Source organism: Spiroplasma tabanidicola, assembly GCF_009730595.1.
In the GTDB taxonomy this organism is placed as follows: Bacteria; Bacillota_I; Bacilli_A; order Mycoplasmatales; family Mycoplasmataceae; genus Spiroplasma_A; species Spiroplasma_A tabanidicola.
In genome coordinates this window covers 1204061-1218960 of record NZ_CP046276.1, presented here as the reverse complement: position 1 = coordinate 1218960, position 14900 = coordinate 1204061, and the positions used below count along the sequence as shown (strand labels likewise).

General features: G+C 26.8%; 16 protein-coding genes. 11 read left to right on the top strand and 5 right to left on the bottom strand.

Annotated features, from left to right (window positions below; genetic code table 4):
- Positions 1–59: 59 nt before the first annotated feature.
- Complete coding sequence (locus tag STABA_RS05515) at positions 60–950, top strand: hypothetical protein (protein WP_156007366.1); 891 nt, start codon at positions 60–62, stop codon at positions 948–950.
- 79 nt (positions 951–1029) lie between these two features.
- Positions 1030–1224, top strand: a complete 195-nt coding sequence (locus STABA_RS05510; RefSeq protein ID WP_156007364.1) for a hypothetical protein — start codon at positions 1030–1032, stop codon at positions 1222–1224.
- Positions 1225–1418: 194 nt separating this feature from the next.
- On the opposite strand, the gene STABA_RS05505 is transcribed toward STABA_RS05510, so the two are convergent.
- From STABA_RS05505 to STABA_RS05495, 3 genes are all read right to left on the bottom strand, one after another.
- The gene (locus tag STABA_RS05505) at positions 1419–1709 is read right to left on the bottom strand and encodes a DDE-type integrase/transposase/recombinase (protein ID WP_170264716.1); all 291 of its coding nucleotides are present in this window, start codon (positions 1707–1709) and stop codon (positions 1419–1421) included.
- A 79-nt stretch (positions 1710–1788) separates the two neighbouring features.
- The gene (locus STABA_RS05500) at positions 1789–2040 is read right to left on the bottom strand and encodes a hypothetical protein (RefSeq protein WP_156007360.1); all 252 of its coding nucleotides are present in this window, start codon (positions 2038–2040) and stop codon (positions 1789–1791) included.
- A 427-nt stretch (positions 2041–2467) separates the two neighbouring features.
- Complete coding sequence (locus STABA_RS05495; RefSeq protein ID WP_156007358.1) at positions 2468–3595, bottom strand: hypothetical protein; 1128 nt, start codon at positions 3593–3595, stop codon at positions 2468–2470.
- A gap of 83 nt (positions 3596–3678) precedes the next feature.
- Between STABA_RS05495 and STABA_RS05490 the strand changes: the two genes are divergently transcribed.
- The 3 genes from STABA_RS05490 to STABA_RS05480 all read left to right on the top strand — a co-directional run bounded on the left by STABA_RS05490 (position 3679) and on the right by STABA_RS05480 (position 6923).
- Positions 3679–4437 carry a hypothetical protein gene (locus STABA_RS05490; protein ID WP_156007356.1) on the top strand — a complete coding sequence of 253 codons (759 nt, stop codon included), beginning with the start codon at positions 3679–3681 and terminating at the stop codon, positions 4435–4437.
- 190 nt (positions 4438–4627) lie between these two features.
- Complete coding sequence (cgtA, locus tag STABA_RS05485) at positions 4628–5632, top strand: Obg family GTPase CgtA (protein WP_156007353.1); 1005 nt, start codon at positions 4628–4630, stop codon at positions 5630–5632.
- Between the two features lie 52 nt (positions 5633–5684).
- The gene (locus STABA_RS05480) at positions 5685–6923 is read left to right on the top strand and encodes a glycosyl hydrolase family 18 protein (protein WP_156007351.1); all 1239 of its coding nucleotides are present in this window, start codon (positions 5685–5687) and stop codon (positions 6921–6923) included.
- Here the strand turns inward: STABA_RS05480 and STABA_RS05475 are convergent.
- Positions 6916–7266 (bottom strand): hypothetical protein, encoded by a 351-nt coding sequence (locus STABA_RS05475; protein WP_156007349.1) that lies wholly within the window; start codon positions 7264–7266, stop codon positions 6916–6918. The two genes, STABA_RS05480 and STABA_RS05475, sit on opposite strands and share 8 nt — an antisense overlap.
- 146 nt (positions 7267–7412) lie before the next feature.
- Here STABA_RS05475 and rpsL point away from each other — a divergent pair, with 146 nt between their 5' ends.
- From rpsL to STABA_RS05450, 5 genes are all read left to right on the top strand, one after another.
- Positions 7413–7832: a 30S ribosomal protein S12 gene (rpsL, locus tag STABA_RS05470; RefSeq protein WP_156007347.1), complete on the top strand. Its 420-nt coding sequence runs from the start codon at positions 7413–7415 to the stop codon at positions 7830–7832.
- Positions 7833–7884: 52 nt separating this feature from the next.
- Entirely contained in the window at positions 7885–8352 is a 468-nt protein-coding gene (gene rpsG / locus STABA_RS05465; RefSeq protein WP_156007345.1) for a 30S ribosomal protein S7, read from the top strand.
- A 36-nt stretch (positions 8353–8388) separates the two neighbouring features.
- The gene (gene fusA, locus STABA_RS05460) at positions 8389–10458 is read left to right on the top strand and encodes an elongation factor G (RefSeq protein ID WP_156007343.1); all 2070 of its coding nucleotides are present in this window, start codon (positions 8389–8391) and stop codon (positions 10456–10458) included.
- A 102-nt stretch (positions 10459–10560) separates the two neighbouring features.
- Entirely contained in the window at positions 10561–11748 is a 1188-nt protein-coding gene (tuf, locus tag STABA_RS05455) for an elongation factor Tu (protein WP_156007341.1), read from the top strand.
- A 79-nt stretch (positions 11749–11827) separates the two neighbouring features.
- Positions 11828–12235, top strand: coding sequence for an ASCH domain-containing protein (locus STABA_RS05450; protein ID WP_156007339.1), 408 nt, complete (start codon positions 11828–11830; stop codon positions 12233–12235).
- 1114 nt (positions 12236–13349) lie between these two features.
- On the opposite strand, the gene STABA_RS05445 is transcribed toward STABA_RS05450, so the two are convergent.
- On the bottom strand, positions 13350–14174 hold the full coding sequence (locus STABA_RS05445; RefSeq protein ID WP_156007337.1) for a TMEM164 family acyltransferase: 825 nt from the start codon (positions 14172–14174) through the stop codon (positions 13350–13352).
- 132 nt (positions 14175–14306) lie between these two features.
- Here STABA_RS05445 and STABA_RS05440 point away from each other — a divergent pair, with 132 nt between their 5' ends.
- Positions 14307–14900, top strand: a complete 594-nt coding sequence (locus STABA_RS05440) for a GIY-YIG nuclease family protein (protein WP_156007335.1) — start codon at positions 14307–14309, stop codon at positions 14898–14900.

Genomic DNA, 14900 nt, shown 5'->3' with positions numbered 1-14900 from the left:
TTAATAAATATTAATCAAAATTTAAATTAACTTGTTATTTAATAGAAAAGAGATTTACAATGACTGAAAAAAATTCTATAATAGCAAAATGTGAAAAAAATATAAAACAATTATATACACAATCAAAAAAAACTTATCGTAACTTTTTATACAATATTATTTTATTTATTATTTTATTTGCTGTAGTTATTATTAATGAAATCGTTTTTAAACATAATTTAAAAGTTAAGTTAAAAGTTAATTATGTTTGTATTGCTTTTTTTATATATTTAATATTTATATTTACTATAATTGGGTGATTTTCTACAGAGTATTATTACAATAATTTAAAAGTTTTTGAATATGATATAAATTTGAAAAACTCACAAACTAAAATTTTTAGAATCGTAGAGTTAAACTCTGTAAGATATATTTTTATAAATATAGTATCAAGTTTTGCTTCAACTTTAATATTTTCATATTTAATATATACAACTTTTGAAGAATACACAAGTCATAAGATTTATGTAGAAATCGGTATACTTTCAATTCACTTATTGTTAATTCCTGCATTTGTTAAAATGTTTGAAACTATTTTAGAAATAATAAATAAATATAAAAAATTATTAAATCACTATTTAACAGCTCAATTCGATAGTTTAAAAGATTTATTTGAAGATGCTAAGTTTGATTCAAATTATACTCATGTTAATTTTGAAGAATATAATTTAAAATCTAAACATAATATTTTCTTATTGTGTTCAAAAACATTCGATGAAGAAGATAAAAAAATAATCAGAGAAACAAATGAAAAAATCCTAAATCGATATAAAGAATTATGAAAAGAGTATACACAGTTATACACAATTTTTAGACAAGCAGATCACAAAAAAAATAAAGCTATAATAAAAAAATTAAGAAACGTTTTAATTATTTATATAAATATTTGAAATGACTTTTTTATTTTTTAATTTAATCAATGTTACTAATTTGTTGCTAATATGTAGAAAAATGATAAAATTAATATATTGTATTAGCAAGGAGAATAGTATGACAAAAGAAGAGTTAAAACAAAAAGTGGTAAGTATTGATGATAAAGCTTCAGCTAAACACGAAGAAATTCAAAATCAAAAACAAGAAATAAAAAGAGCAAATATTCGTTTAAAAAAACTAAAGAGAGAATTAAAAAATATCAAATCTGAAAAAAAATTAGTCAAATCAAGTTACAAAAGCTCAAATATGTAATTTTAATAAAAAAAATCAAATATCATAATCTGGGAAAAATAAATTCTACAGTTTTAAATATTAACGTCAGCACAAGCTGACGTTTTTCTATTTAAAACTTTTTGTATTCTTTTGTTATTATACCAATCTACATACCAATTTATATGGTTAAAAATTTCATTAAAGTTCATTTTGCTTGTATTAATATGATTTAGCTATTCTCCTTTTAAACAACTAAAAAAATATTCAATTTCTCTATTATCTAAGGAATTACCAATTCTACTTATTGAAGTTTGGCAATTCATTTGTTTTACTAATTCAGTAACCTCGTTACTTGAATATTGAGAACCATGATCTGAATGTAGAATAAAGTTAGATTTATTAATTTTAGTTATAGTATCAACAACCAACTGTGTATTGTTATTTTTTGACAAGCATCATGACTCAATTTTTTTAGTTTTATGACTAATAGCTGCAGATAAATAATAATTATTTCCTTCAACCAAACCAGGTATGTAAGATACATCAGTTGCAATAATATTATCAATGATTGGATTATAATCACGTTTAACTAAGTCTTTATATTTAGCATAAATATTTTTTTATTCTTGTTTTTATTACAAAACCTCATCTTTTTAAATAATGTCTTAAAGTTCTATCATTTATAAATATTTTTTCTTTTTCTAGTAATATACTTATTTTTCTGCTGCCATAGATAAACTTAGACTCACTTAATATATTCATAACTTCACTTTTTAAATTATTGTATTTATAACTTCTAATTTTTTGTTTTTTATAAAAAGTTGTTATATACATTGATATAATTCTTGCTTTCATACTAATATTTAGGGATGTTATTTTATTAATTGCTTCTTTTTTTCTTTTATCTCTTTGATTTTTTATTCAATCTTCAATTATTCGTGTTTTTGTTCTTCTGTTAGATCATCAATTATTCCAGGGATGTCAGAATCATCTCTCTTTTTATATCTTCCTGAACCTTTTTTCTGTTTAAACTTTTCATACCATAATTATCTAATAAATAAGCCTTTTGTTTTATTCTTTTTTGAAGAATTCGCAAAAATTTAATTTCTTTTGCTTTAAATTTACGAAACTTTTGTTCAGTTATTTTAATTCCTTGTTTTTTATATATTCCAATTATTTCAACTCATTGTTCTATTGATAAATTTTTGACATAAAAAATTCTACACCTCTTTCTTGTGTAGAATTTATTTTTCCCTGTTTATATCAATTGTGATTTTTTTAGTTAAAACTCAATTATTTTAGGATATTTAGATTTTAACTCTACTTTTAAATCGTCATATCCAACGTTTTTTAGTTCTTTAAAATAGTCTTTTGTTGCTTTTGCTTTGATTTTATTTTTACTTGCTGAAATAAGAATAAAAATACCAATGATTACAATACATAACACTGCCCCAACAATTTTAAGACCAATATTAGATCCCTCTTTATTATTTAAATATTGAATATCTGCTTTGGTATACACTAAATCTCTTGTTGAATCAATATAAGAGTTTCTTGCTTTTTCTAATTTGGCAGCATCCCTTAAAAACGCTGCAAGATAATATAATTCATAATCGGTTAAACCGGCAAAAACTCTATCTTCTATATAAACTTCTTCTTTTACTGGAGGTCTATAAACAGGATTAATTTGTACTACAGGAGCAACTGGTTCTGGTGCTTGAACTTCTGGTTTTGGTTTAGGAATTTCAATATAAGTAAAGTTTTGTTCAACAACCGGTGGGTCGGCTTTATTTGGTGTTGTAATCACAACTGGCTGGATAACTTTTGGAGAATCAACTTTTTTTCTAACATCAATTACAGGTTTTTCGCCAGGCATATTTACAGTTGGTGTCGAATTTCTTTTTAAACTAATGTTTAAATTTTCTCTTTTTGGTTTTTCTAATTTATCAAAACTTAATTTTCTTCCTGTTGCACTTCACGAATTATCAATTAAATCTTCGATGTTTGACTGTTTTCTTTCACCTTGGAAATTTGGTTTAGATGGTTTTGGTGGTGTAGCTTTTTTAACAAAAGTGACAACAAAATTAGTTTCACGATCACTTGTACTTTTTGATTGACTTTGAATAGTTAAGTTATCTTCGTAATATAACTGTAATAAAACATGTTTAACAGTTGGGTTGGAAACTAAATTAGTAGGTAAAGAGTTATATAATTGTTGAACACTTATAGTTCTTGATTTTTGAATTATATCTAAAAGTTGTTGTTTTGTAGCTTGATATTGCGGTGATGATCTATCACTTGTAAAGTTTGGTCCACCAGTATTTGTAATACCTCTTGTTCTTAAAGCATTATTTCTACAAAAATCTGCTCAATCTAGAAATTCCCTTGAATTTGACTCTCCTCATACCATATTCTTGCTACCTCTTTTCTTCTATGATATTATAATAACAAATTAAGATAATATTCCATAATCATAGAAAAGAGTATAAATAAATGCAAAAAGAAATAAAGCCAATTGAATATGAAAAAATAATAACTAATGCAATTAATGAAGTATACAAAAATTTTCAAAAAAATGTTTCAAAAGACTTTATAGTTCCAGAAACAATTCAAGATTTATTTAAACAATTAAAAGAAATTAAATCAAAAAAAGATTTAGATACCTTTGGACTAACATTTGATAAGTCTTTTCCTGATTGAAAACCAGCAGTTGAAAATAGTGATCAATTAATTATGTTAAATCATTTAATGTCAATCTTTCAAAACGCAGCAGTTGTAATCATGTCAATTGATAATAACTTAGAAGAAGAAAAACTACCTAAAGGTGTTGTAAGTGAAATGGGTGGATTAGATATAATTGTAACAACAACTGTTCAAGCATTTGGAGTTAAAGCAAATGAACTTATTAAAGCTTATGAAGAGAGAGTAAAAAATGATAGCGAATTAAACATGTATGAAAATATTCACAACAGTTTAAAAAAAATTATTAATATTCCAGCAGAACAAGCTTTTAGAGATTTAGTACAAAATTTAGTTGATTTTTTTGAATCATATTTCTTAGCTTATAAAAAACTATCAGAAGCAAAAGAAATTAATTGAACTAAAGATAAAATAGATATGTTAATGGATTATGTAAATTCATTTTACTTATTAGCATTGTTTATGAGATTAGTATTAACTTATCCAAAACAAGAAGGATTAATGACTGAAGAAGTATTTAATCGTATTGTTCCAAATATCAATATTTATTAATTTATAAAAATTTAAAGTCTAATAGGAGGAATAAGGCAGTGTCAATAGCAGCGATTTTACTATGATCCAATCATAATAATAGATAATTTAATAAACAAATAATTTCTTAGTAAGATCAATTTTTTTTACGTCTAACAGAAGTTAGATTTTTTTGTTTTATAAAAACAAAAATTAGAATGAGGAAAATAATATGAGATTTATAGACACAGCCAAATTTAATATTAGATCTGGAAATGGCGGAAAAGGTGCCATTGGATTTGATATTTTTTATAAAGGAAAACCGGATGGAGGAAACGGAGGCAATGGAGGAAACATTGTTTTTATAAGTGATAAAAACGTTTCTAACTTAATGGATTTAAAAAGTAAAAAAATTTATATAGCAGAAAATGGAACTGATGGTAAGAAACAAAATAAAAACGGTAAAAATGGAAAAGATACAATTATTTATGTGCCAGTAGGAACATCAGTTTTTAATGAAAAAAATGAGCTTTTAGCAAGATTTGATATAAATAATCAAAAAATAGTAATAGCAAAAGGTGGACAAGGAGGAAGAGGAAATAGAAATCTATATGATAAAAATAAAGTTGCAACTATGCATGAATTTGAATATGGGAAACCAGGAGCAAACTTTAATATAAGAATTGAAATAGATGTTTTAGCTGATGTTGGTTTTGTAGGACTTCCCAATGCAGGAAAGTCAACAATGTTAAGAGTCATATCAAATTCAAAACCTGAAATTGCAAACTATCCCTTTACGACTTTAAAACCACACTTAGGGATTTGCGTTGATAAAAAAAATAGAACCTTTACAGTGGCAGATTTGCCAGGTTTAATAAAAGGAGCAAATCAAGGGAAAGGTTTAGGTGTAGAATTTTTAACTTATATTGAAAAATGTAAAATAGTTTGTCACATTATTGATATGAGTGGAAACTATGGGACAGAAAATGTAGTTAAAAATTATGAGATTATAAGACATGAATTAAAATCTTATAATTTAGATTTAGATAAAAAACCAGAAATTGTAGTTGCAAACAAAATAGATTTAGAGTTAGCAAAAAATAATTTAGATTTATTTAAAAAAACTTATAAAAATATAACAATTATTGAAACATCAGGACTTATGAAAAATAATATTGATAATTTATTATTAAGAATAGGAGATTTTATTGATCAATTAGATAAAAATATTGAATAGAAAATATATTTTAAATTGTTTATACTATTAATAATATTTATTGAGGTGAATTATGAAAAAATTATTAATTAGTTTAAGCTCTGTTTTTGTTCCATTCTCTGTTTCTTTATCCGTTGTTGCATGTAATAACAACGAAACAAGCGGACAAACAACTACTGATAATCCAAAAGAACCAGAAAACCCAAGTAACCCACAAACACCATCTGAACCAAACAATCCAGGAACAAATACTAATCCTGGATCAAATCCAAATAATCCACAAACTCCAACTGAACCTGAAAATCCAGTTGTTCCCGAAAACCCTTCAGAACCAGAAGGTTGATCAAAAAATAAACTATTAATTGGTTATTGATATGATTGAGGTGGAAATTATCAAATTAAAATTAATTTTAATGAGATTGATGATTCTTATAATGTAATAAATTTATCATTTTTATATGCACAAACTGCAAACGCAATGCCAATATTTCAACCAAGTAATCCTACTGAAGTTAAAAATGGAATTAAATACTTACATAGTAAAAATAAAAAAGTGTTAATTTCAATGGGTGGACAAACTGGAGAAGGAATGCGTTTTAATGAAAACCAAAAAAGTGATTTAAAACAAACTATCTCAAATGTAGTTAAAGAATATGATTTAGATGGAATTGATTTAGATTGAGAAGGAAGTTGTTTGGCGGATAGAACAAGTCAAAAAGTAACTTCTGAAGCATTAATTGAAATAAAAAATGAATGAGCAAAACAAAATAAACATTTTTTTATAAGTATGGCCCCAGAACTTCCATATTTAAAAGAAAGTACAGAAGCAAGCGGAAATAGTTATATACCATTTTTTAAACAATTAGATAAATACTATGATTGAATAAACCCTCAATGTTATAATGGATGAGCTTATGGCCCTTATGTTGATCAAGAAGAAGCAACAGAACTAGGGTTAGGATATGGTAGCGTAATTACAAATGATGATTATGCAAACAGAGGTATATTTTATTATTTAATGACAAAATATTTAACTACTAAAAAAAGTAATTTAAACGGATTTTATTTAATAGATCCAAATAAATTTGTTTTAGGAGCCTCAACAAATGAGCCTGCAGGAAGAGGTGCTGCATATGAAGGTGCTATTAATAAATTTTATGAGTTAACAAAGCAAAATAATATTAACATTAGAGGTTTAATGACTTGAGCATTAAATTATGATGGATATGATGGACCAATAGAAAATGCTGGTCAAACAACATGAAAAAAATGAAGTTTTGCTAAATGATTTAGAGATACTTTTGCTAAGTAACATAATCATTTAAAACTTCCTTTTTTTTGTTTAATTTATTTCTCTTTTTAATTTGGTTAGGAAATCAGATAATACTTCTATATTCTCCTAATGTTCCTCCCCCGCCGCCACTAATACCACCATATATGCCAACCAAAGCTAAAACAGTTATTCCACCAATCACTGTTATAATAGAAGTTAATCAAAAGAAACAAGTTGCAAATAGTGATCTTTTTTTGGCATAAGATCAAAGGTTAATACCAATTCCATGAATAATAACTAATAAAATAAAACCAATTATTGAAAAGGCAACTATTACAATAGTTTTATTTTCACTACTCATTGCATATAAATTTGTTATCATTATTTCGTACTCCTTTATATTTATTATATTTTACCTTTTTATATATAATAATAAAAAATTTTTATACAGTATCACTTTTTACTATATAATATATTTTGTGTGTGAAACAATACACTCGGTAAAGTGGAAAAGAGGAAAACCTAAAAATGGCAACAATAAACCAATTAGTTAGAAAACCAAGAAAAGCAAAAACTTGAAAAACTAAAGCACCAGCTTTAAATAGAGGTGTAAATACATTACTTAAAAAAGTAACTAAAATATCTTCACCTCAAAAAAGAGGAGTTTGTACAAGGGTTGCAACAATGACACCTAAAAAACCAAACTCAGCTTTACGTAAATATGCAAGGGTTAGATTAACAAACGGAATGGAAGTAACAGCTTATATTCCTGGAGAAGGTCATAACTTACAAGAACATAGTGTTGTTCTTATTCGTGGTGGAAGGGTAAAAGATTTACCTGGGGTACGTTACCACATAATCCGTGGAACTTTAGATACAACTGGAGTAAATGGAAGAATGCAAGGTCGTTCTTTATACGGAACAAAACGTCCAAAAGAAAAAAAATAAGAGTGTATACACAAATTAACAATTTAAATAAAATGAAAGGAAAAACAACTCAATGCGTAAACATCAAGCAGAAAAAAGAGATGTGCTTCCAGATCCAATTTACAGTTCAAAATTAGTTACTAGAGCAGTAAACAAAATTATGTTGGATGGTAAAAGAGGAACAGCACAACACATTCTATATAAAGCTTTTGAAAAAATTAAAGAAAAAACTGGAACTAGTCCAATCGAAGTTTTTAATAAAGCAATTGAAAACATTAAACCTCACTTAGAACTTAAAGTTCGTCGTATTGGTGGAGCTAACTATCAAGTTCCTGTAGAAGTTTCAGGAGATAGAAAAGTTACATTAGCATTAAGATGATTAATTAATTATTCAAGATTAAGAAATGAAAAAGAAATGATTGATAGATTAGCTAATGAAATCATTGATGCATCAAACGGTATTGGTGGTTCTGTTAAAAAACGTGAAGATACTCACAAAATGGCAGAAGCAAATAAAGCATTTGCTCATTATCGTTGATAATAGCAAATTAATTAAATATATATAGGAGAAAAAAATATGGCAAGAGAATTTAGTTTAGATATGACCCGTAACTTTGGTATTATGGCTCATATTGATGCTGGAAAAACAACTACAACAGAACGTATTTTATTCCATACAGGTAAAATTCACAAAATTGGTGAAACTCACGAAGGTGAATCACAAATGGACTGAATGGCACAAGAACAAGAACGTGGAATTACTATTACTTCTGCTGCAACAACAGCATTCTGAGCTGATCACCGTTTTAACATCATCGATACTCCAGGTCACGTTGACTTCACAGTTGAAGTTGAAAGATCATTAAGAGTTTTAGATGGTGCGGTTGCAGTTTTAGATGGACAAAGTGGAGTTGAACCGCAAACTGAAACGGTTTGAAGACAAGCAACAACTTATAAAGTTCCAAGAATCGTTTTTGTTAACAAAATGGACAAAACTGGAGCTGACTTCTTATATTCAGTAGAAACAATTGGAACAAGATTAGGAGCAAAAGCAGCTCCAATCCAATTACCAATTGGAGCAGAAGATCAATTTGATGGAATCATCGACTTAGTTGAAATGAAAGCATGACATTTTGATGGTGCTGCAGAAGAAATAGCAAAAGAAATTGAAATCCCAGTTGATTTAAAAGATACAGCTGAAGCATTAAGAGCTCAATTAGTTGAAGCAGCAGTTGAATACGATGAAGAATTAATGATGAAATTTTTAGATGGTCAAGAAATTACTATTCCAGAACTAAAATCAGCAATTCGTAAAGGAGTTATATCTGCAGAATTCTTTCCGGTTTTAGCTGGAAGTGCATTTAAAAATAAAGGTGTTAAATTATTATTAAATGCAGTTGTAGATTACTTACCATCACCTTTAGATGTACCTTCAATTAAAGGACATTTATTAGATGGAACTGAATCAGAAAGACATTCATCAGATGACGAACCTTTCTCAGCTTTAGCATTTAAAATTATGACAGACCCATTTGTAGGAAAACTAACATTCTTTAGAGTTTATTCAGGAATCCTTACAAAAGGAAGTTATGTACTAAATGCAACTAAAGATAAAAAAGAAAGAGTTGGACGTTTATTAAAAATGCATGCTAACAATCGTGAAGAGATTGAAGAAGTTTATGCTGGAGATATTGCAGCTGCAGTTGGTTTAAAAGATACAACAACTGGAGATACTTTATCAGATGAAAAAAATCCTATTATTTTAGAATCAATGATATTCCCAGAACCAGTTATTCACTTAGCTTTAGAACCGAAAACTAAAGCTGACCAAGAAAAATTAGGGTTATCATTAAACAAATTATCAGAAGAAGATCCAACATTTAGAACTTATACAGACGAAGAAACTGGACAAACAATTATTGCTGGTATGGGTGAATTACACCTAGACATTATAGTTGACCGTTTAAAACGTGAATTTAAAGTTGAAACAAACGTTGGAGCACCACAAGTTTCATATCGTGAAACAATTAGAGAAGCTACAAAAGCTGAAGGAAAATATGTTAAACAATCAGGAGGACGTGGACAATATGGTCACGTTGTGATTGAATTTGAACCAAATCCAGATAAAGGATTTGAATGAGTTGACAAAATTGTTGGAGGAAAAATTTCAAAAGAATATATTAATGCTGCAAGAGTAGGATTAATTAATGCTTTAGAAAACGGAATCATCGCTGGTTATCCAATGATCGATGTTAAAGCAACAATTGTTGATGGATCATACCATGATGTCGATTCAAATGAAATGGCATATAAAATTGCAGCTTCAATGGCTTTAAAAGAATCTGCAAAAAGAACAAAACCTGTCATACTTGAACCAATTATGTCAGTTGAAGTTACTGTTCCAGATGAATATTACGGAGATGTAATGGGAAATATTTCATCAAAACGTGGATTAATTGAAGGATCAGAACAAAGAGGAAATGCTCAAACAGTTAAAGCAAAAGTTCCATTATCAGAAATGTTTGGATATGCTACTGAACTAAGATCATTTACTCAAGGACGTGGAAATTACACTATGATTTTCAGTCACTACAACGAAGCACCAAAAAGCATCGCTGAAGAAATTATTAAAAACGCAAGTAAATAAAATATTTATCTACTATAAAAAAAACTATTGTATTTTGACAAAAATAAATTACAATTAAGTAAGACATTTGTCGCAAATTCAAAATGAAGGGGAGAAATCAAAATGGCAAAAGAATCATTTGACCGTAGTTTACCTCACGTTAACATTGGTACCATTGGACACGTTGACCACGGTAAAACTACTTTAACAGCTGCTATTACAAAAGTATTAGCCGAAAAAGGAGGAGCAGAATTTAAAGATTATGCAAACATCGACAATGCTCCTGAAGAAAGAGAACGTGGTATTACTATTAATACAACTCACGTTGAATATAAAACAGATAAAAGACACTACGCACACGTAGACTGTCCAGGGCATGCCGATTATGTTAAAAACATGATTACAGGTGCTGCACAAATGGATGGGGCTATCTTAGTTGTTGCTGCAACTGATGGACCTATGCCTCAAACAAGAGAACACATCTTACTATCAAGACAAGTCGGAGTTCCTGCAATTGTAGTATTCTTAAACAAATGTGACATGGTTGATGATGAAGAATTAATTGACTTAGTTGAAATGGAAGTTAGAGACTTATTATCAAGTTATGACTTTGATGGAGACGGAGCACCAGTTATTAAAGGTTCTGCTTTAGGAGCTTTAAACGGTGATGCTAAATGAGTTGCTAAAGTTGAAGAATTAATGAACGCAGTTGATGATTACATTCCAACTCCAACACGTGACAAAGATAAAACTTTCTTAATGCCAGTAGAAGACGTTTTCACAATTACAGGACGTGGAACTGTTGCTACAGGTAGAGTTGAAAGAGGAATTGTTAAAGTTAACGAAGAAGTTGAAATCGTTGGATTAGTTGAAGAAAGCAAAAAAGTTGTTGTTACAGGATTAGAAATGTTTAGAAAATTACTAGACTTTGCTGAAGCTGGAGATAACGTTGGAGCTTTATTAAGAGGGGTAAACAGAGAAGATATCGAACGTGGACAAGTTCTTGCAAAACCAGGAACAATTAAACCACATACTAAATTACAAGCTTCTGTTTATGCTTTAACTCAAGAAGAAGGTGGACGTCACAAACCATTCTTTAATAAATACCGTCCACAATTCTACTTCCGTACAACTGATGTTACTGGTGAAGTAAAATTACCAGAAGGAACAGATATGGTTATGCCTGGGGATAATGTTGAATTAACAGTTGAACTAATTAAACCAATTGCTGTTGAACAAGGTACTAAATTCTCAATCCGTGAAGGTGGAAGAACTATTGGTGCTGGAAGCGTAATTTCAATCGTTGAATAATTAAAACAAGTAAAACAAAAATCTTTTTTAAAATAAGTTTTAATACTTAATTTAAAAAAGATTTTTTTTAGGAGAAAATATGAGTATTAAAGTTAATGATTATTGAAATAAGTATTTAGAAAAAAATAAATTAAGTAAGAGCTTAAAATTTACTGAAGCATTTTATTTTGGCAACACAAAAGAGATGGCTGATGAATTAGGTGATTTAGTTGCAAGAGGTATTAAAACTGCTACAACATCATGTGATGTTTTATATGATTTAGAAAAAGAAAATAAACCAAAAGTGGGAGATATATCTATAGTTACTGATTTTAAAAATAACCCTATATGCATAATTAAAAACTTAAAAGTTACTTATTTATATTTTAAAGATATGACTTTTGATTTATGCGAAAAAGAAGGGGAAGATATAGATTTAAATTCTTGAAGAAAAAAACATACTGCTTTTTTTAGTGATGCTTTTAGAAAAAAAACAAATAACATTTAGCGAAAATGAGGTTATTATTTTTGAAGAATTTAAAGTAATTTATATATAAATTACATATAACTTTTTTAACTAAGAAAAATAATTCTATAGTTTTTATTTAGCTGTACATATTAACTTATTTTATTATTGTTAAATGGATAGTTATAATAATTACATTAGTGAAATTAGATTTAAATTTTTTTGCAAGATAGTAGGTATAAATAATGACATAAATAAAGAAATTAAAAAATATAGACATAATCTTTTAAAAAAAGAGTTGCCAAAGCAAAAATATTAAAAAAAATATAAACCCATTAAATTGACTTTCTAATATTAAAATTATTTTATATTTTAATATTAGCAATTTTGATAATAGCTGTTATACTAACATTTACATTTCACAAATTTTTTCAAAACACATCTATGGTTGTATATTTATCAAGCATAATTTTTCCAGCAATTGCGGGAGTTATTATTTGTGTTTCTTATAAAGTAATAGAAAGTTTAAAACATAGAAATCTTATTAATCTGACTGAATTAAATTAAACTAAAATATTTGAAAGTTGTTTATCAAATAAGGAAATTAACATAAAAAATAAAAATAGCTACTTCATATTTTAAATACTCTGACGTTAGTAAAGCATTAAATAGTTTTGATAAAAGAAAATAAATATGGATAATAGTATTGTTTTTACATTCAAAAATAAAGAGTTTGAATTAATACACTCGATTTATATATCAATTTCAAGTTACAAAAATTATTTTTAAGAGTCAAAATCAGCTCAGAGCAAAATTGTATGATAAAAAAACCCGATAAATATGAATAAGATCATTTTTACAATTTAATATTAAATAATGAAAATAAAATAGAATATGATATTATAACTTGCTAACTATAAGATATTTGTAAAATAAGATCAACTCAATACCATTTAAATAAAAGTATTTATAATGACATTGATGTTAAAAAATTTATTTTATATTTATTGGGTAATGAAACTAACATATCAAAAAACTATTTTGAAGCACAAAGCAAAGTAATTATTTTTTGGTATTAAAAAAACTAAAAACTTTATTAAAATATGTATATAAACAAAACAAAAACCTTAGGCTTAAGGGTTTTTGTTTTGTTATTCTAATTTGTTTTTTTAATTCTATTTTGATATTTTGTTTTAATTTTTATTATTAATTCTTCTCATCATGTATTGTGTAATTTCATATCTTTGTCTTTTTTATATATTGGTTTAAAAAATATTGTTAAACTTAATCCGATTCATAAATAAAGGTTACCCACAGATAAAATAAACACCAATACTCAAGGTCTAGGTCATTTTAATCCAAATGCACCAGTTACTTCTCCAACAATGAAATCAGTTCCAAAATATAAATTATATATTTCCACAAGTGTAACAGTAATTAAACCAGTTAACATTGATTTTAGAAGTGCTTGTTTTCCAAATTTATACTCTGTATGTCCGTATAAGTACATATATAGTGCACCAAACATAATACAAGCGTGTCCAAAGAAAAATGTAAATCAATTTAAGAAGTTGGAGTCTCAAAATAAGGGTTTTTCAGTTGGGAATATAAATGTTACAACTGGTCCCATTATCATAAATGGAAAAAAACATTCCATTAAAAGTTTATTTGGAAAAATTAAGATAATTATTATTACATAAGAGCAAATTGTACAAAAATATAATAAAAAATAATTTATCGGATTTTGATACCATTGTTGTCCTACATATGTTGTTGGATTACTATTTTCAATATAATTTTGTTGATGAATGGGTCCTAAATATACAGTTCTTTGCACTTCTGTAAAAAGCAAGAAAACTACTAATACAATTCGGATTGTTAAATAAACTTTTTTGTTTCTATAATAGTTTGGGAACATCGAAAGTGATGCTCACATAAAAACCGCTAAAACTATAGCTATAGCTCATGCTAAATTTTCCATTAATATCTATCCTATTCTATTCATATAATTAATGATAACAATTTATAAACTAAAAGATTTTTAAGTTGGTAATATCTTTTTACAATTCATTTAAAATAATATATATAAATAGATAGTTAAGAGAGCTTGTTTATGAAAAATGATTATGATAAGAAACTTTGACTTATAAAAAAAGTAAAAACATCTAAACTAGAAAAATTTAAAATGATTAGTCAAGAGTATTGCAATAAGGCTATTAGTGGTGTTATTACAAAATATCAAGTTTATGATGTTAAAAGTTTAGAAAAACTAGATAGCAACATTTCAGGCGTATATATAATTTTTTCTTTAGATTTAGGTAATAATTTAAAGTTTAGTTATATTGGTGAATCAAAAGATATAAAAAAAAGATGAAAATCTCACATCAACAATTATAAAAATAGCAAACCTGCTGCAAAAAAGCTAATCTATAAAGAAAAAGATTTAAATAATATTAGATTTGCGATTTTAAAACAAGAAGAAGATCAAAACAAAAGATTAAAAAAAGAAACTTATTATATTTATCAGTTTCGCTCGAAGTTTACAAATATAAATTCAAAACTAGCTAATATGAAAATGAGATGTGATTTCGGACATGGTGTAAAAAAAACGTATTTAACTTATGATAAAAATAAGGCAAAGTTCAGACTTTATATTTTTGGAGTGTGTAAAAATAAGCAATGTAATAATAAATTTATAATTAGTTAG